Origin of the sequence: Massiliimalia massiliensis, assembly GCF_900155615.1 — a bacterium.
GTDB lineage: Bacteria > Bacillota > Clostridia > Oscillospirales > Ruminococcaceae > Massiliimalia > Massiliimalia massiliensis.
The window spans coordinates 41,645-60,146 of record NZ_FUHT01000002.1 but is presented as its reverse complement, the minus strand read 5'-3'; the positions used below and the strand labels follow the sequence as shown (position 1 = coordinate 60,146).

Genomic DNA, 18,502 nt, shown 5'->3' with positions numbered 1-18,502 from the left:
AAGAAAAAGCGGACAATCCCTAAGGATTGTCCGCTTTTCAATGCAAAAATAAATTATTTGATTTCAGCAAAGTATTTGATTGTTCTTACCATCTGGCTGGTGTAAGAGTTTTCGTTGTCATACCAAGAAACAACCTGAACTTCGCTGGTTCCGTTTTCGAGGTTAATTACCATGGTCTGAGTTGAATCGAACAGAGAACCGTAGGTCATTCCGACAATATCGGAAGAAACGATCTGTTCATCATTGTAACCATAGGATTCGGAAGCAGCAGCTTTCATAGCAGCATTGATTTCTTCTTTTGTAACAGAACCTTCAACAACACAGGTCAGAATTGTTGTAGATCCGGTTGGAACAGGTACACGCTGAGCGGAACCAATCAGTTTGCCGTTCAGTTCCGGAATAACCAGGCCAATTGCTTTTGCAGCACCGGTGGAGTTCGGAACAATGTTAACAGCGGCTGCGCGGGCACGTCTGAAATCGCCTTTTCTGTGCGGGCCGTCAAGAACCATCTGATCGCCAGTGTAAGCGTGGATGGTGCTCATGATACCGCTCTTGATCGGAGCCAGGTCATTCAGAGCTTTTGCCATCGGAGCGAGGCAGTTGGTAGTGCAGGAAGCTGCGGAGATAATTTTGTCATCTGCAGTCAAGGTATCTTCGTTTACGCTGAAAACGATGGTCGGCAGGTCGTTGCCAGCCGGAGCAGAGATAACAACCTTTTTTGCGCCAGCATCGATGTGAGCCTGTGCTTTTGCTTTAGAGCAGTAGAAACCGGTGCATTCCAGAACAACGTCTACATCCAGTTCGCCCCAAGGCAGTTCAGCAGCGTTCGGTTTTGCATAGATTTTGATTTCTTTTCCGTCAACAACGATAGCATCATCTTTGGCGACAACCTTGTCAGCCAGTGCATATCTTCCCTGAGAAGAATCGTATTTTAACAGATGAGCCAGCATTTTCGGATCAGTTAAGTCGTTAATTGCAACAACTTCATAACCTTCAGCACCGAACATTTGTCTGAAAGCAAGGCGGCCGATACGACCAAAACCATTGATAGCAACTTTTACCATAATAGATAACCTCCAAATAATTTTTACAGTTCTATTTTATACTATTTTGACGGAGAATACAAGAGTTTGACAGAGAATTAACAGAAAATTTTTATAAGAAAAGGCTCTGTTTTTTGAGAAAAAAACCGAATCGGAATTTCTTTTGAATAAACTGAACGAATTATGTCGAATAATGGCAGAAGCGTGACAAATACAGAATAAAATATAATCATATTCGCCAATTTTAGCAAGGTTATTTTTCCTTTACTTTTAAATATAAATTCCGTATAATTAAAATGTATCTCAGTGGAAAGGGAGCTGGTTATCTTGACAGAACAAGAACATCTAGAGAGCATTCGGCAGACAATCAGAAATTTACCGGAGATATTATTTGTAACAGATCTCTCTTTTTGTATCTGTGATATGAATATGCAGGCGAAAAGGATGCATCCCTCGATCCGTTCGGGAATGAAAATAACAGAGCTTTTTCCGCTGAATGAAAGCCCTTCTGATAAGCTCCTGCGCGCGATGCTGAGCCGGCAGCCGGGCCAACCGATAAAGGTATCTGTGGAAGAAAAGGAAAATCAAGCACGCTTTTTTATGGTGACGCTGCTAAAGTCTGACGATTCCCAATACTATTGCTGGGAAGAAGAAAACATTGTTTTACGGATTTTGAAAAAAGAACAGAGGCTTTATCGAAATTTGTCACAATTGCTCATCAATGAATCAGAGGCTCTGGAACGCTTAAAGGGGAATGCGGAAAAGAAAGCATTGGAATATGACTGCTGCTATGGAAGGTATCGTTCCAGAATGAACGATGCGAACTGTGATACCTATATTTATTGGCTTTACAGACAGATTGAGCAAGACCCTTGTATCGTAAATGTCCGAGAATTGTTAAAGCTGAGAGTAGATTCTCTGAATGAAAAGGCGACCGGTTCCGTTCGCCTTGTTTTTAAGGATGAGACAAAGGATTCAAAGAGATATTTTGTACGTCTGGATGAGCTGCTGTTTCATAAGTCGCTGGCTTTTATCCTGGCAAATGCATATGAGGCGTTAGCTAAAAAAGAGAAGGGAACAGTCCAAATTCGCTGTCATCTGGATAAAAACGATATCGTTATAGAAGTAGAAGACAATGGAAACGGTATCCGGCCGGAGCTTTTGGATCATGTGTATGACCCATTGATAACCGGTCCGGAAAAAAGCGGCCATTTGGGTATGGGACTAACCCTGGCCAAGGCCTTAATTGAGGAACAGAAGGGCAATATTTCGATCGAGAGCAAATATCATCGGGGAACTATTGTCACAATTCGCTTTCCCTTGGCGACAGGGACGCGGGTTAAAGAACGGACGACCAAATATGACAGGGGATTTGACAAAAGCAACTGGGAAATGGACGCGATCCTTTCAGAGGCTTGTCAATACCAGATTCCAGAGCTGGAAAAGAAATACGGATGTCCATAATGCCACGCTGCAGGTAGTGTTCAGCAAACGCAGGATCAATGATCCTGCGTTTTTTATTAGTGTCTTTAGACGGTTGAGTGCCAGCGGCACGAAACAGAAAACCACCCGCTATGCGGGTGGGAAACAAAAGGTTAAACCAAAAAAATCACCTTTCGTGGTACAATAAGATGTTCAAGCTTATTGCAAAAAAAGAAAGGTGATTTTAATGGCAAATAAAACAAACAGTTTATCACACACAAAATGGATGTGTAAGTACCACATAGTGTTCATACCGAAATACCGAAGAAAAGCGATATACGGACAGTATAGAGTGGATTTGCAGAAAATCATAAGAACACTGTGTAAATACAAAGGAGTAGAAATACTGGAAGGAAATATGATGCCTGACCATGTACATCTGCTTTTAAGTATACCACCAAAAATAAGTGTGTCAAGTTTCATGGGATACTTGAAAGGAAAAAGTGCGTTGATGATGTTTGATAAACATGCAAATCTAAAGTATAAGTATGGGAACAGACATTTCTGGGCAGAGGGGTACTATGTAAGTACAGTAGGACTCAATGAGGCAACCATACGGAAATACATAGAGGAACAGGAAAAGCACGATATAGCACTGGATAAATTGAGTGTAAAAGAGTATGAAGACCCTTTTAAGGGTAGCAGGTAGTACGAACGCCCTTTAAGGGGCGGCAAAAGCGGCAAAGGCAATAGGCTTGAACAAAGAGAAAGCCAGCGTCTTTAGGCGCTGGTCGGTATCTGCCCCTTATAGGGGCGAGCAAACCACCCGTTTGACGGGTGGTTATGATGGGATCAATCGCCTGAAAGAGAAAATACTATCTGTTTTATACCGGTGCATTTGAACTGGAATAGGTGATAGAAAGATTAGAATGATATCAGAAAAAGAGGACGGGCAGAGAATACTGCCCGTCCTCTTTTATTCTGTTAGCTGGTGATGTTCCAATGCTGTTTGGAGGAAAAAATGGTAGATTGGCGCCAGCTTTTCAAACTCCTGCTGTAGCATCGGCGCTAACTTGTCGGAAAAGAGCAGGGGAAAATCCTTGCTTTCTGCAATGATGCTGATTTCACGGCGTTCCAGCCATTCTCGCAGCCGGTCTGGCTGGTCTGAAAAGCGGGGGCGTTTGTAGCATTCTCCTGCCAGATGAAAGGTGTTTTGGGAGGAAAGCGCTTTCTCTGCCTGCAAAAACAGCTTATCCCCTCTGAGAATCCGTGTGCGGAGCGCATTCATATAAGCAGGAGAGGCATGATAAAACCCGCAGCCGTATTCAAAGCCGTGCTGTGAGATTTCAAAATAGACGCCGGGTACCTCGGTGCCGTGCATCTTTCCGCGTTTAAAAATAATCCACATGTTATCCCGGTACAGAGACTTATCATGGGAGAAGCGCGTATCCCGCCTGATCCGGCAGATCGTTTTATCCACACGGGGGTTCGTAGTGAAATTCGGATCAATCTTTATCATAACCGGAGTCAGCGCTTCTACCAGGTCGTGCAGCGGAGCGAATACCTCTGTCTGATAGGTGCTTTTGTGCTCTTCAAACCATGCTTTGCTGTCGTTCATCCGATTTTCAAAGAGATAGTCCAGTGTAGCTTTGGAAAACAATTTCATCTTCTGATCCATCCTTTGCAAGGTAATTTGCCGATTAAGGAATAATTTCATAGGCCCATTATAACATAAAAGCCAGGGAAAAGCACTTTGTAAACTGCTTTTTCCTGGCTTTACCCTATCTTAACTTTCTTTTCTGCTTTCCTTTTACCATTTTAGCATCCGGGGCGGTAAAATAGGGCCATAAGGGGGAAATAAGATGACGGAAATCAAACGGTCATTTCATAGCTTCAAACGGGAAAAAGCGGTTTCAAAAAAGGCTTTTTCATACAGATTCTCTGGGATATTCTTAATAGTAAGCTTAGCCGTGATGCCCATAGCAGTTCTGGCGGCGGTTTTCGCTGTTGCCACGTTGGTAATGCTGCCTGTGATATGGCTTTGCGGATGGATGTAGGGGTGTCTTAACGCTTTCTTAATAGCATGATCTTCCTGCTAACACTATTTTTATGGTGGTGATGATAGAATTTGTAATCGGAACAGAGAGGTTAGAATGATCAATCTTCTAAACATAATTTGGTGGTTGCCACTATCGTTTCAGTGATGGATTTATCAGTGAAACCAGCCTTGATTTTGTGAAGAAAGGAGTGCTTTTGCCGATAAAAAATGCTCGGCAGAGCGGTCAAGGATTCGTTTGTGAAGCTGGCTCCGAGAACGCAGGCTCAAAATCCTGTAATGCTGCTGGTATATATTTCAGCAATTTTAACTACAGGTCTCTGGCTGGCGTCATTGTTTGGCCTGAAGGACGCTTCGAGCGGCTTTACTCTTGCCATCGCTATCATTCTATGGTTTACAGTCCTGTTTGCTAATTTTGCTGAAGCCATTGCAGAGGGAAGAGGAAAAGCGCAGGCAGACGCCCTGCGCGCTTCAAAGCGGGATGTGGACGTATATAAAATCCCTTCAATCGGCCAAAAAGAAGAAGTGACAGTCATATCTTCCGCGGCCTTGAAAAAGGATGACCTAGTTATCGTTAGGGCAAACGAGCAAATTCCAGCGGATGGCGAAGTGGTTGAGGGAGCCGCCTCGGTGGACGAAAGCGCCATCATCGGCGAGTCCGCACCGGTGATTCGTGAAAGCGGCGGCGGCCGGAGCGCAGTGACCGGCGGCACTACAGTACTGTCCGACTGGATTGTAGTAGAAGTAACCAGTGAAGCAGGCGTGGATGATTTTCTTGCCGAGGCTACACCGGAAGGAAAGCTTAAGATGATCCGCGATTTTCAGGCAAAAGGGCATCTGGTGGCAATGACCGGAGACGGTACCAACGATGCGCCGGCGCTTGCTCAGGCTGATGTCGCGGTTGCCATGAACAGTGGTACACAGGCGGCAAAAGAGGCTGGAAATATGGTTGATCTCGATTCCTCGCCAACCAAACTGATTGAAATTGTCCGTATTGGAAAACAGCTCCTGATGACGCGCGGAAGCCTGACAACCTTTTCTATTGCGAATGACGTGGAAAAGTATTTTGCCATTATTCCAGCCCTGTTTATGGGGCTGTATCCGGGACTGTCTACGCTCAATATCATGAATCTGCATTCCCCGCAGAGCGCAGTTCTTTCAGCGATTATCTACAATGCGGCATTGATTCCGCTTGCCCTTAAGGGGGTAAAATACCGCGAGGTTTCCGCCGGAAAGCTGCTTAACCGGGATATCTTATTCTATCAGGTGCAGCAGGAGGCAAAGAAGCTCATATTCCTATGAAAAACGCTTGACATTATATCCGGGAAGTGTTAATATAATAAAAACGAAACGTTTCGCTTTTGGGCTGTATTACAGCAAGCGGACGAAAAGAGACAAAATCAGCCTGAAGCTCAAAGCAGCGTTCGAAATGGAATGAAGAAAAGAATTTGAAGGATTAATTTTTCAGATGGTGTTTTGCGGCTTTGCAGGCAAAACAAACTTTCATTCCGCAGGAAAGGAGTGCTATAGAAATGGGAAAACCAATTGATCCGGCATGTGTGCCGAAAAGAAAGCTCTACACTGGAGAAGAAATTCCCTGTATCGGGATGGGAACCTTTGGCTCAGACCGTTTTACCGCTGAGCAGGTGTCAAACGCCGTTTACGGCGCAATCCGGTGCGGATACCGCCTGTTTGACTGCGCGGCGGTTTATCAGAATGAACACCAGATCGGAGAAGTGTTTGCAAAAGCGTTTCAGGACGGTTTGGTGAAAAGAGAGGAACTGCATATCACCTCCAAGGTATGGAATGATATGCACGGCAAAGGGGACGTGCTGCTGTCCCTAGCGCAAACATTGAAGGATTTAAAGCTGGATTATATCGATACCTTCTTTGTACACTGGCCGTTCCCGAATTATCATGCGCCGGGCTGCGACGGGGATTCCCGGAATCCGGATTCCAGGCCGTTTTCTGTAGAGGAGTTTATGTCCACCTGGCGGCAGATGGAGCGGATTCAGAAAATGGGGCTGGCGAGAAATATCGGTATGTCAAATATGACGGTGGCAAAGCTTGAAAAGGTACTGCCGCTATGTGAAATGAAACCCGCATTAATTGAAATGGAATTACATCCCTGCTTTCAGCAGCCGGAGCTGTTTGACTATTGTATGGAGAAAGGGATTCAGCCGGTGGGCTTCTGCCCGATCGGCTCTCCGACCCGGCCTGACCGGGATAAATCGGAGGGAGATATTGCGGATATTCAGGTGCCTGAACTGGTGGATATTGCGAAGGCGCATGGGGTGCATCCCGCGGTGGTCTGCTTAAAATGGGCAGTGCAGAGGGGGCAGGTTCCGATTCCGTTTTCTATTCACGAAAACGAATATCAGAGCAACCTGGAATGTACGGCAGAGGATCCGCTCACAGAGCAGGAGATGGAAATTCTGAAGAGGTTGGACCGCAACTGCCGCCTGATCAAAGGGCAGGTGTTTCTCTGGGAAGGCGCCGATGACTGGCATTCCCTTTGGGATGAAAACGGAACCATATCGGAATAACGGATGGAAAGAGAGTGTGCTTATGTTAAAGGGAATCCCTTCTATATTGTCTCCAGAGCTGCTGAAAGTCCTGATGGAGATGGGACACAGCGACGAATTGGTGCTGGCGGACGGTAATTTTCCGAAGCATGCGCATCCGGCCTGTGTAATCCGGTGCGACGGCCACGGAATCCCGGAGCTGTTGGAGGCCATTTTGCAGCTTATGCCGTTGGATACTTATGTGGAACATCCCACACTGCTGATGCAGGTGATGCCGGACGATCCTTATCGCCCGGAAATTTGGGATACCTATCGGGAGATTGGAAAACGGCACGAGGCAAACGGGCTGCGTGAGATTCAAATCGACCGGTTTGAGTTTTATCAGCGTGCAAGACAGGCTTATGCCGTGGTAACTACCGGGGAAACGGCATTGTATGCAAATGTGATTCTCAAAAAAGGCGTAGTAAAATAACAGGCAGGGAGCAGGCGGTTAGCCTGCTCCCTGTTTTCTTGCTATTTATGTCTTGCCAATAGGCTGTAAATATAATATAATGGGGATGCATTGGAAGATAACATCAGAGGATTTTCTTCCATGGAGTAAATAAAAGTATTGCTCAGAAAAAAACAGAAAGAAAAGAGTGATTGAAATGGCAGAACAAGATGTCAAGGACGCATTTAAAAATCTATCGAAGGAGAAAAAAGAAATTGATGCTTCGAAAAAGCTGAAAGTCGCAATTATCGGCACAGGCTGGATTGCAGAAGCGCATATCGAAGAATACAAAAAAATGCCGGATGTGGAAATGGTGGCAATGGCCGACCTGATTGATGGCAAAGCGGAAGCATTTGCACAGAGATTCGGCGTGGAAAACGTGAAGTTCTATAAGGATCATAAGGACTTGATCGATCATGAGAAGGACCTCGACCTGGTCAGTGTCTGCACCTATAACCAGACCCATGCGGAATGCGCTGTCTATGCGCTGGATCACGGCGTAAACGTAATCCTGGAAAAGCCGATGTGCGTAACCATGGAAGAAGCGGCAGAAATTATGAAAGCGGAAAAGAGAAGCGGAAAGATTCTCTCGATTGGTTTCCAGCCCCGGTTTGACCCGAATATGAAGCAGATTAAAAAAATCGTACAGTCCGGCATGCTGGGTAAAATTTATTATATCCAGACCGGAGGCGGACGCCGGGTTGGGATCCCATTCCCATACGGCACCAGCTTCCTGGAACAGAAAACGGCTGGGATCGGCTCCATGGGCGATATCGGATGCTATTCCCTGGATATGGTGTTAAACGCAGTCGGATATCCGAAGCCGCTGACTGTTACCGGCTATACCTCCAACTTCTTTGGAACAAACCCGAATTATGCGGGCTATGTGCAGAGCGGGCATGAGGACTATGCGAAAATCTTTAACGTAGAGGATTTCGCGGCCGGCTTTGTCCGTTTGGAGGGGGATATTATCCTGGACTTTAGAATTTCCTGGGCAATGAACATGGATACGACCGGAGACACGATTATCCTCGGAACAGAGGGCGGCTTGAAGATTCCGTCTGCGGAATGCTACAACGGCAGTTTTGACCGCCCGCTGAAAATCTTCCATAATATTGCCGGCAACCCGGTAGAGACAGAAGTGCCACTGTCTACTGAACCGGAAGCTGCGTTCTATGATAAGATTAGAAGTGTTCTGGACGCGATTAAAGAAGGCGGCAAAACACCGATTTCCTCTGCTGAAATTATCTATAACCAGGCAATTATCGATGGAATCATTGAATCTGCAAAAATCGGAAAAGAGATTACCATCACGGTTCCTGAAATTTAGGAGTATTCATCATGAAAATATATTTACAGCTATGGTCGGTGAAGGATGATACCCAAACGGATTTTTTCTCCACCCTAGAAAGGGTTGCTGAAATGGGCTACGCCGGGGTGGAATTTGCCGGATTTGGCGGAATTCCAGCCGGAGAGATGAAGCAAAAGCTGGACGAATTAGGCTTGGAGGGGATTTCCGCACATGTTGGATATGACATTCTTGTCAACGATCTGGAGGCGACCCTTGTATATCTGAAAACAATCGGCGCGAAATACATCATCTGTCCGGGCGCCGAGGTCAAATCAGTCAAACAGGCCAAGGAGTTTGCTGTAGAATTCAACAAAATCGGAAAGAAGTGCGCGGAGCAGGGCTTTGTTTTTGGCTACCATAACCATAACTGGGAACTGGCGCCGGACGAAGGGGTATATCCTCTGGACGTTCTTTTTGAGGAGACAGACCCCAAATATGTGAAACAGCAGCCGGACGTATTCTGGATAGACTATGCCGGACTGGATGCGATGGAATATTTGCAGGCGCATAAGGAGCGTTGCCCGATGATACACCTTAAACAAATCAAGGGAAAAGACAATGTAAACGCACAGGATGGTACCATTGACTTTGCCAAGATCAAGGAAATGTGCCCGGATGCGGTGTTTGTCTATGAACAGGAAGAATATCCTGCCGGAACACCACTGGAATGTGCAGCTAAATCCGCAGAATATCTGCTTACCCTGTAAAACAGAAGAGTCCGGGAACGGTTGTAACAAACTGTTTCCGGACTTTTACAGTTTAGGCAAAGAAAAGCCGATTCCGTTATAACGGAATCGGCTTTTCTGAATCTGTTTTTAGCTTGCCGCTTATATTCTTGCAACCCCGGATTTTTTTGCAGCTTCTACAACAGCGGCTGCAACGATTTTTCCGATACGCTTGTCAATTGCGCGGGGAAGAATATAGTCCTCGGAAAGCTCCTCGTCTGAAACCAGTCCTGCCAGTGCATAAGATGTCGCCATCTTCATTTCCTCGTTGATATCAGAAGCGCGGCAGTCAAGAGCACCACGGAAAACGCCGGGGAAGGCCATTACGTTATTGATCTGATTCGGGAAATCTGACCGTCCCGTTCCAACTACTCTCGCACCTGCCTGTTTGGCAAGGTCAGGCATAATTTCCGGCGTTGGGTTTGCCATTGGGAATACAATGGCGTCGTGGTTCATGGTCTGAACCATTTCCGGAGTAAGCACGCCAGGCGCGGATACGCCGATAAACACATCAGCGCCCTTTACTGCGTCAACCAGCGTTCCCTTTTGACCGGAAAGGTTAGTGACCTCAGCCATTTCTTCCTGGGCCGGGTTGTTGTTTTCCGCGCCTTTGTAGATGATTCCGAAACGGTCAACCAAAGTAAGGTTTTTGACACCTAAACGGAGAATGTGACGGGCGATTGCAATACCAGCGCTGCCGGCGCCGTTGATTACAACCTTGACCTCGTCGATTTTTTTGCCGACCACCTTCAGCGCGTTCAGCAGAGCGGCGGCGACTACAATCGCTGTACCGTGCTGGTCATCGTGGAAAACAGGAATGTCGCAGATTTCTTTCAGCTTCTTTTCCACTTCAAAGCATCTTGGCGCTGAAATGTCCTCCAGATTGATTCCGCCGAAGGAACCGGAGATATTGTAGATTGTCTGAACCAACTCATCAACATCCTTGGTGCGGATGCAGATTGGGAAAGCGTCAACGTCGGCGAATTCTTTAAACAGGGCGCATTTGCCTTCCATAACAGGCATCCCTGCTTCCGGGCCGATATCGCCAAGCCCTAAAATTGCGGTACCGTCTGTGATGACAGCCACAAGATTGGATCTGCGGGTCAGCTCAAAGGATTTGTTATAATCCTTGTTGATCGCCAGGCAAGGCTCTGCGACGCCGGGCGTATAGGCTAAGGACAATTCCTCCATCGTATTGATGGGGACTCTGGAATTAACTTCAATTTTTCCCTGCCATTCATAATGCTTTTCCAGGGATTGTTCTCTGATATTCATATCATATATCCTTTCAATGAATCCTTGTTAGTCTTCCCACGGGAATTTGTACTGTGTCAGGCCAAGCTCGTCGCGGACAGCGATAATTTCCTTTTGAACAGATTCGTTGATCGGAACGCCGCTGTCTTTTCTGCTCTGCCATACATTCCATTCTTTTTCCCCTGCAGAGTAAATTTTATCATGGCCAGGAGCTTTTCTGGAAGCACGGACTGAACGGATAATGTCGCCGGCTTTCTTTCTTGTAAGCTCTTCACCAAGGAAGTGGTTGGTATCAATTGCAATAAAGAAGTGGCCAAGATGATATGGTCTGATGTTTCCATTTTCATCCTTACCATCGAGGTCCTTACCATAGCAGCCATCCTGAAGAATAGCGGAAAGAAGCTCGATTACCATTGCATAGCCGTAGCCCTTGTATCCGCCAAGAGCCTCGCCAATACCGCCGAGGGTAGTAAGAGCGGCTTCGCCGTTGCGGATTTTCTTCAGAGCAACGCCTGAATCGCCCTCGATTGGTTCACCGTCCAGGCCGATCACTGTACCCGGATGTACATCTTCACCGATTCTCTCGTAATATTCGATCTTACCGTTTTGTGTGATTGAAGTCGCGCAGTCAATCACAAAGTCAAAATCTTCATCAGTAGGAATACCAATTGTAAGCGGGTTAGTACCAAACATGCCCTCAACCCCAAATGTTGGAGCAACGGAAGGTCTTGCGTTGGTACCTGTCATACCAATACAGCCCTGTTTTGCCGCCATGGTGGCATAGTAGCCGGCAATACCGTAATGGCAGGAGTTGCGGACTGCAACCATGCCCATGCCATATTCCTTTGCCTTGTCAATCGCCATCTGCATGGACTTGTAGCCGATTACCTGGCCCATTCCATTGTGGCCGTCGATCACAGCAGTGGTTGGTGTTTCCTTAACAATTTCAAATTCGGTAGTAGGCTGCTGAATACCAGCTTTGATTCTATCAAGATAGATGGGTTTGAAACGGTTTACACCGTGAGACTCAATGCCTCTTTTGTCACTTTCCAAAAGAACATCAGCGCAGATTTCCGCATCCTCGCGCGGGATTCCATAGCCAACAAAGGCATCGGTTACAAAGTTGGTAATCGTGTTCCAATCGACAATATTAGTCTTAGCCATTACACATTCCTCCATTAATTTAATGTAACATTAGGACAACAAAAAAACGCAGTTACTCCATCGAGTAAATGCGTTTCTCTGTTCTCAAAGCATTACACTTATATTATACTCTTTCTCGCCGGGTTGTCAATAGCAAAATACAAGATAAGAAAATTTTTGCTTCTTTTTATAGCCTGAAAAGACCATATATTTTCCCGTTAGCGACTGGCTTTTATGTACAGCCCGTCCGCCAACACTACGGCATCAGAATCCCGTACAGCGTCGGGAGATTCATCCTCCACAATAATCCATCCGAGGTAATCCGTATCATTTAAAAAGTCTATGATGCTTTTGAAATCTCCGATGCCCTTTCCCATAGCAGCCCAAACATGGGAAGCATCCATATCCTTAAAATGGACGTGGCGCACTTTGTCCCGGTGCTGTTTGATTACCGCGAGCGGGTCAATATTCCCGTTGAGCATGTGCCCGATATCCGGGGCATAGCCAACCTCGCACTGATAGAGGGCGTCAAACATAATCTGATAATCCTCCTCATACCGGAAGATGGAGTTTGGCGTGGAATTTGGATGGAATACGCTGACAATACCCCGTTCTGCAGCGCGCTGCCCGATGGCGCGGATACAGGACATCTGGTTATCCTGCTTTTCCCTTAGATTGTGTTCCCGGATCGGGTCTTCCGCGGCATGTCCCAGCATCAGCTTAGCGGCAGGAAAATGGGTCAAAAACTCAATTGCTTGGTTCGCAGCCTGATATTCCTCCTCGGTTTCCCTGGGAAGCAGCCAGGGTTCATGGACAGCCAAAGCTGCCAGGACGATCCCTTTTTCATCCAATAGGGCTTTTAGCCTTTGCCAATCGGTATAATAATCCTCCAGCATGCAGATTTCCGCCTCAATTCCGGTAAAGCCTGCCTGAACAAGGGTATCTACCATATGCGGCACCTGTCCGTGAAATTTTTCAATATTCATCTGCCATGGATAGGTCTGGCCGCCGTAAGCAATATGTGACATAGAAATCCTCCTTTGTTTCATTATGTATAGTATAGAAGGTTTAGAATTCATATGTCAATAGTATTGACGCGCTTTTATGGCAGGGCCGGCGTTACGGTTTCTTGTTGGAAAGCATGGAAAGAACCTGATTGACAAAGAGAATCAAGCTGGATATAATAGCATTATAGTTCTTAAATAAAGATAAGGTTCTTAAATGTGATTTTTGGTCTGGCAGCTTATGGTGTTTTGGCTTGAGCCGTTTGCTGTCAGTCAATATGTACCGGGAGGAGATCTGCCTTATGAATGGAAAACTACTGGAATCTGCATCGGGAGCGTGGACGGTTGCTGCCGGAGGAATAGAAGCCACAGTCTATCTTTCGAATGGAGCCCTTTTTTGGAAGGTATGCGGTTCGGCTTCCGGAATGGATTTTGAATCAGGAGAGCTCGGGTGTGTCATGGTTTCCGGAAAGGCGCCGCAGTGGACATACCTGGTCTGTGCCGATGAGCAGACAGCGGCTGATCAAAGCCGTACCCTAACGGTCATCCTGGAGAACCAGGAGCATTCTCTTCGGCTGACACAAAATATTACTGCATTTGCCGGCCATCCCTTTGTAAGAACCTGGGGAACGCTGGAAAACATCGGCAGTACCGATCTTTTCATAGACGACTGCAGGCTTCTGTCCATTCTTCCCTGCGATAAGCTGCCGCTTACCCTATTCCATGTCGAACAGTTCAGTGCGAAATACCGCCGCGATTTTTTCCGTCCGGATGAAATTCGGCTGGTTGCCGGACGTGCCCCGCATGAAATCCGGATGGGCTCTTTCCCATCCCAGTATTGGCATCCGACAAGCTGCGCATGGTTCGCGCTGCTTACCGATCAGCAGGGCGGCTATTATGATGCGATGACGGAAGCCGGGAAAGGCTTAGTTTGCGGGATCGAATTTAACGGAAAAAGCCGGATTCGTGCATGGGCTGATTCCAGCCGGGCACATATTGTCGGCCAAATCGATGAGCTGTCCCACCGTCTTGCACCGGGAAAACGGTTTGAAATTCCGGCAGTATTTTTCGGCCGCTTTGACGGAGATTGGGATGAGGCAGGCTATGTGACCCAGCGGTTTACCGAAACGCATATCTCGCCGCCGATGCCGGACGGCCGATATCCCTGGGCGCAGTATAATTCCTGGGCTTATGATCAGGACATTAATGAGGCCCAGCAGCTCCGGGCGATTGACCGCGCCGCAGAGCTGGGATTGGAACTCGCCGTACTGGATCTGGGCTGGGCGAGGAACGTAGGCGATTGGCGCCCCGATCCTGTGAAATTTCCGCACGGCCTGAAACCACTGGCTGACAGGGCGAAATCCTATGGTATGAAATTCGGGGTGCATGTCGCTCTTGCGCAGTGTAATCTCAATGCCCCTGCCGCACAGGAGCACCCGGACTGGCTGGTACATACTGAAGTAGACTATTTCGGCGCTGCTCCGCTCTGCCTGGGACATACCCCTTGCCGGGAATGGCTGATCGAAGCGCTGTCCAAGCTGGTCAGCGAGGAGGGCGTGGAATATATTGTTCAGGATGGAGAGGATATGGTAAAGTGCTGTAACCGGGCGGATCATACCCACGAGGCAGGAGACAGCAACTATGCTAATTCACAGTATGGTCTGGATCTCGTGATTGCGGAGCTGAAAAGCCGCCATCCACAGTTGGTAATTGAAAACTGTGAGGATGGCGGTTGTATGATGACCTACCAGATGGCGCGCCTGTACCATACCAGCATCACAGTGGATAATATTGATGCCTATTCTACCCGCCAGGGGATTTATGGAGCTTCCTATCCGTTTTCACCGCGATACAGCGTGCGCTATATGCAGGATGAACCAACACATTATACTTTATATAGTTCCATTTTTGGCGGGCCGCTCATTTTGATGCACCGCGTTACAGAATGGACTGAAAAGCAGATGGAGGAAACCCGCCGGGCAATCGCTCTTTATAAAGAACTGAGGGAGCTTGTACGTGATGCGAAGATTATCCATCTGGCGGCGCCAAGAAATAATATTCCCGGAGGCGGATGGGGCTGGGATGCAATCCAGGCTGTTGCCGCAGACCAGTCCCGCAGTATCGTGATGGTTTACCGGGCACAGGGTGATGCTCCGGAAAGGCGTTTCTATCCGCGAGGACTACAGGCTGAAAAGAGCTATTGCATCCGGTTTTCGGAGACAAAAGCGTCACAGTGCTTAACCGGCGCGGAGTTGGAAAAGAACGGCATTCTGGTTAGGCTGGAGGAATTCGGAGCAGAAATCCTGTTCATAGAATAATGATGAAACCGATAATAAACATACAAATAGAAACAAAGCTCCGCAGGCCAACTGGCCTGCGGAGCTTTGTTTCTATTTGAAATGATGCGGCTGGACTGCCGGACCTCGGCACAGAACCTTTTGGGTGAGGCAAGAACCTCGCTTACAGTCCTAGAATGGACGAGAATTCATGCATCGCGTTTGAAATTTCAATCTGCTGCGGACAGACCTGCTCACAGCTACGGCAGCCGATGCAGCTAGAGGGCTGCTGTTCCTTCGGCATGCTAGCGACAGTCATCGGTGCGAGAAATCCTCCTCCGGTAATGATATGCTCATTATATAACGCGAGCAGTTCTGGGATAGGAAGCTTTTGCGGGCAATGGCTGGTACAATAGTGGCAGGCTGTACAGGGAAGCCCTCCTCTGCGCACTTCTTCGTCCGCCAGCTTAACTATCGTGTCAAACTCCTCCGGAGATAAGGGAGCGTCTGTTTGCCAGGTTTCTATATTGTCCTTCAATTGCTCCAGGCTGGACATTCCGGAAAGAACCATCGTGACGCCGGGAATCGACTGTAAAAACCGAAACGCCCACCCCGGAATACTTTCATCCGGTCTCATGGCTTTTAGTTCAGCCTCCATTTCATTGGAGGACTTTGCGAGCTTGCCGCCGCGGAGGGGCTCCATGATCCAAACCGGGATACCCGCATGGCGCGCGATCTCAACCTTCTGCTGCGCCTCCTGGAAATGCCAGTCCATATAATTGACCTGAAGCTGACAAAACTCCATGTGTTCGCCATAGGCCGCAAGAAATCTCTTGATTACCTCTGTCGAGCCGTGCGCTGAGAACCCGAGATGCCGAATCCGGCCTTTTTCCTTTTGCTCCAGCAGATAATCTAAAATTCCAAAATCCGGGTTGAGATAATCGTCGATATTTCCTTCATACACATTATGAATCAGGTAGAAATCAAAGTACGGGGTTTGGCACTTTTTCAATTGTTTTTCAAATATCTCTTTTATTTTTGGCATATTAGAGTTATCATAGCCGGGGAATTTTGAAGCGAGACAGAAGCTTTCCCTGGGGTATTTGGAAAGATATTTTCCCGCGATCAGCTCAGAATTACCGTTATGATAACCCCATGCGGTGTCATAATAGTTAATGCCATGCCGATAGGCATAGTCAATAATTTCGGCTGCTTTGGGTTCGTCGATGATATTATCGTCTCCGTTTACAACCGGGAGCCTCATCATCCCGAGACCCAGCCCGGAAAGCTTTAAATTGTGGAAATTTCTATATATCATATTTTGTTGACCGCAGCTTTCGCATAAGCGAAAGCGCACTCCTTTCTCATGAAATTGATTTTGCCTGCGAAATCGACACCATTCTGGCGACGCGTGCTGCAAAGCACGGCTTGAAAGGCGGAGCTTTCACATCTTTCTTTCCTCTGTGCCTGCTTTTACGGCCGAAACCGGTCCGCCCACTGCTTTAATTCCGCTTTGCCGGTATTTGCGTTAAAGCGTTTCCCTTCCTCTAGAACAGCTCCCGGACAGGAAGGCCGAAGCTCCGCATTGGTATTTCCCATGCCGCTGGAACCAGAGGTTGCAAAGGGGATAATGGTTTTGCCGGAAAGGTCGTGCTGCTCCAAAAAGGTGTTAATTATGGTTGGGGCGACATACCACCAGATAGGGAAGCCTACAAAGATCGTATCATACCGTTCGATCTGTTCAACCCGGTTTGCAATCTCCGGACGGAAGGATTTATCACCCATTTCTACTGAACTGCGGCTCTTTTTATCTGTCCAGTCCAGGTCAGCGGCAGTATACGGCTGTGCCGGTTTGATTTCATGCAGATCACTGTCTATGGCATCTGCTAAATTTTCCGCCAGCTTTGCTGTTACGCCGCTGGCGGAAAAGTATGCGACTAAAGCTTTGCTCATCATAATTACCTCCATTCAAAGCTCGGGATTATAGTACCGGTGTCCGCAAAACATGCGGCGGACATCGCTCTCCTGTTAAGAGACTGACCGGTGCTATCTGTCCGGTTCAGCCTCCTTTAAAACAATTATACAACCTGGAGTCGGCTCCAGGTCAAGGGGTTAATAAAAAGTTTACAAAAAATGCGAAGAGATAAAAACGAATCCAGGGATAGGCGAATTCCGTTGCGGCCAGGCCATATCCATGGTGATGGGGCAAGGTAGACAAAATTGTGTGTTGGCGGCGTTTTCACTGTTGCAGATCAGAGCGATTAGGAGTACAATAAAAGACAAAGAATGAAAAACAAACGATAGGAGTGGATAGCATGAAACCGGAACAGATTTATTGCCATATTGACCATACGCTGCTGCGGCCGACCTGTACCTGGAATGAAATACAGAAGCTATGTGAGGAAGCAATCCAATATCAAACAGCCTCTGTATGTATTCCGCCGAGCTATGTAAAGCGAGCTGCAGAGGAATATGGAGGGCGGTTAACCATCTGCACAGTCATCGGGTTCCCTTTAGGCTACCATACTACAGAGGTGAAAGCGTGCGAAACCAAAGCGGCCCTTCGGGACGGCGCAGATGAAATTGATATGGTCATCAACCTCACCGATGTGAAGAACGGGGAATTTGACAAAATTACCAACGAAATCCGCGTACTGAAGGAATGTGTGCGGGATAAGGTATTAAAGGTGATTATCGAGACCTGCTATCTGGAGGACGAGGAAAAGAAACAGCTGTGCAGATGCGTCACAGACGGCGGGGCTGATTACATCAAGACCTCTACCGGGTTTGGAACCAATGGAGCTACAATGGAGGATGTGGAACTGTTTCAACAGCATATTGGCGATGGCGTAAAGATCAAGGCCGCAGGTGGAGTCAAGACGGTGGAAGACTTAGAGAGGTTTTTAGATGCTGGATGCGACAGAATCGGAACCAGTTCGGCGGTAAAAATCCTGGCAGAAAAAGCCTCCGTGGGAAGCAGCTATTAGATGATAGCTTGGCAGAAAAGGAAACTATTGAACTAAAAAGCAGGTAAGAAATTTCTTGCCTGCTTTTTAAATTTCCCCAAATAACGCTTCAATTTGTTTTCATGATGGGTTCCAGCGGATGTGACAAATTGTCTCACCCGGCAACAGGCTGGAGCGGGACAGGAATAATCGGGGTTTCATGGAATGAAAAAAATTTTGCTATGGAAATGGCCAAGCTCAGAAAAAG

General features: G+C 47.3%; 17 protein-coding genes. 10 read left to right on the top strand and 7 right to left on the bottom strand.

Features of this window, described 5'->3' with window-relative positions; genetic code table 11:
• Positions 1-53: 53 nt before the first annotated feature.
• Positions 54-1,067, bottom strand: coding sequence for a type I glyceraldehyde-3-phosphate dehydrogenase (gene gap, locus CZ360_RS00280; protein WP_077532220.1), 1,014 nt, complete (start codon positions 1,065-1,067; stop codon positions 54-56).
• Positions 1,068-1,370: 303 nt separating this feature from the next.
• Between gap and CZ360_RS00275 the strand changes: the two genes are divergently transcribed.
• Both CZ360_RS00275 and tnpA read left to right on the top strand, forming a co-directional pair.
• Entirely contained in the window at positions 1,371-2,507 is a 1,137-nt protein-coding gene (locus CZ360_RS00275) for an ATP-binding protein (RefSeq protein WP_077532219.1), read from the top strand.
• A gap of 205 nt (positions 2,508-2,712) precedes the next feature.
• Complete coding sequence (gene tnpA, locus CZ360_RS00270; protein ID WP_077532218.1) at positions 2,713-3,174, top strand: IS200/IS605 family transposase; 462 nt, start codon at positions 2,713-2,715, stop codon at positions 3,172-3,174.
• Positions 3,175-3,441: 267 nt separating this feature from the next.
• Here tnpA and CZ360_RS00265 read toward each other — a convergent pair whose 3' ends face one another.
• The gene (locus CZ360_RS00265) at positions 3,442-4,131 is read right to left on the bottom strand and encodes a DUF2461 domain-containing protein (RefSeq protein WP_159438051.1); all 690 of its coding nucleotides are present in this window, start codon (positions 4,129-4,131) and stop codon (positions 3,442-3,444) included.
• 196 nt (positions 4,132-4,327) lie between these two features.
• Here CZ360_RS00265 and CZ360_RS00260 point away from each other — a divergent pair, with 196 nt between their 5' ends.
• The 6 genes from CZ360_RS00260 (at position 4,328) to CZ360_RS00235 (ending at position 9,594) form a co-directional block, all read left to right on the top strand.
• Positions 4,328-4,522: a hypothetical protein gene (locus tag CZ360_RS00260; RefSeq protein ID WP_077532216.1), complete on the top strand. Its 195-nt coding sequence runs from the start codon at positions 4,328-4,330 to the stop codon at positions 4,520-4,522.
• Between the two features lie 209 nt (positions 4,523-4,731).
• Positions 4,732-5,823, top strand: coding sequence for an HAD-IC family P-type ATPase (locus tag CZ360_RS00255; RefSeq protein WP_077532215.1), 1,092 nt, complete (start codon positions 4,732-4,734; stop codon positions 5,821-5,823).
• 230 nt (positions 5,824-6,053) lie between these two features.
• Entirely contained in the window at positions 6,054-7,067 is a 1,014-nt protein-coding gene (locus tag CZ360_RS00250; RefSeq protein ID WP_077532214.1) for an aldo/keto reductase, read from the top strand.
• A 22-nt stretch (positions 7,068-7,089) separates the two neighbouring features.
• Positions 7,090-7,518: an RbsD/FucU family protein gene (locus CZ360_RS00245; protein WP_077532870.1), complete on the top strand. Its 429-nt coding sequence runs from the start codon at positions 7,090-7,092 to the stop codon at positions 7,516-7,518.
• A 175-nt stretch (positions 7,519-7,693) separates the two neighbouring features.
• On the top strand, positions 7,694-8,866 hold the full coding sequence (locus tag CZ360_RS00240; protein WP_077532213.1) for a Gfo/Idh/MocA family protein: 1,173 nt from the start codon (positions 7,694-7,696) through the stop codon (positions 8,864-8,866).
• An 11-nt stretch (positions 8,867-8,877) separates the two neighbouring features.
• On the top strand, positions 8,878-9,594 hold the full coding sequence (locus CZ360_RS00235) for a sugar phosphate isomerase/epimerase family protein (protein WP_077532212.1): 717 nt from the start codon (positions 8,878-8,880) through the stop codon (positions 9,592-9,594).
• Positions 9,595-9,714: 120 nt separating this feature from the next.
• Here the strand turns inward: CZ360_RS00235 and CZ360_RS00230 are convergent, their stop codons facing one another.
• The 3 genes from CZ360_RS00230 to CZ360_RS00220 all read right to left on the bottom strand — a co-directional run bounded on the left by CZ360_RS00230 (position 9,715) and on the right by CZ360_RS00220 (position 13,037).
• Positions 9,715-10,887: an NAD(P)-dependent malic enzyme gene (locus tag CZ360_RS00230; protein WP_077532211.1), complete on the bottom strand. Its 1,173-nt coding sequence runs from the start codon at positions 10,885-10,887 to the stop codon at positions 9,715-9,717.
• A 27-nt stretch (positions 10,888-10,914) separates the two neighbouring features.
• Entirely contained in the window at positions 10,915-12,030 is a 1,116-nt protein-coding gene (locus CZ360_RS00225) for an Ldh family oxidoreductase (protein WP_143530102.1), read from the bottom strand.
• 197 nt (positions 12,031-12,227) lie between these two features.
• On the bottom strand, positions 12,228-13,037 hold the full coding sequence (locus tag CZ360_RS00220; RefSeq protein WP_159438050.1) for a sugar phosphate isomerase/epimerase family protein: 810 nt from the start codon (positions 13,035-13,037) through the stop codon (positions 12,228-12,230).
• 278 nt (positions 13,038-13,315) lie between these two features.
• Here CZ360_RS00220 and CZ360_RS00215 point away from each other — a divergent pair, with 278 nt between their 5' ends.
• Positions 13,316-15,331, top strand: coding sequence for an alpha-galactosidase (locus CZ360_RS00215; protein WP_077532208.1), 2,016 nt, complete (start codon positions 13,316-13,318; stop codon positions 15,329-15,331).
• Between the two features lie 142 nt (positions 15,332-15,473).
• On the opposite strand, the gene CZ360_RS00210 is transcribed toward CZ360_RS00215, so the two are convergent.
• Positions 15,474-16,607: an aldo/keto reductase gene (locus CZ360_RS00210; RefSeq protein ID WP_077532869.1), complete on the bottom strand. Its 1,134-nt coding sequence runs from the start codon at positions 16,605-16,607 to the stop codon at positions 15,474-15,476.
• A 155-nt stretch (positions 16,608-16,762) separates the two neighbouring features.
• Positions 16,763-17,242, bottom strand: a complete 480-nt coding sequence (locus CZ360_RS00205) for a flavodoxin (RefSeq protein WP_077532207.1) — start codon at positions 17,240-17,242, stop codon at positions 16,763-16,765.
• Positions 17,243-17,604: 362 nt separating this feature from the next.
• Here CZ360_RS00205 and deoC point away from each other — a divergent pair, with 362 nt between their 5' ends.
• Positions 17,605-18,276 (top strand): deoxyribose-phosphate aldolase, encoded by a 672-nt coding sequence (gene deoC / locus CZ360_RS00200; RefSeq protein WP_077532206.1) that lies wholly within the window; start codon positions 17,605-17,607, stop codon positions 18,274-18,276.
• Positions 18,277-18,502 lie beyond the last annotated feature (226 nt).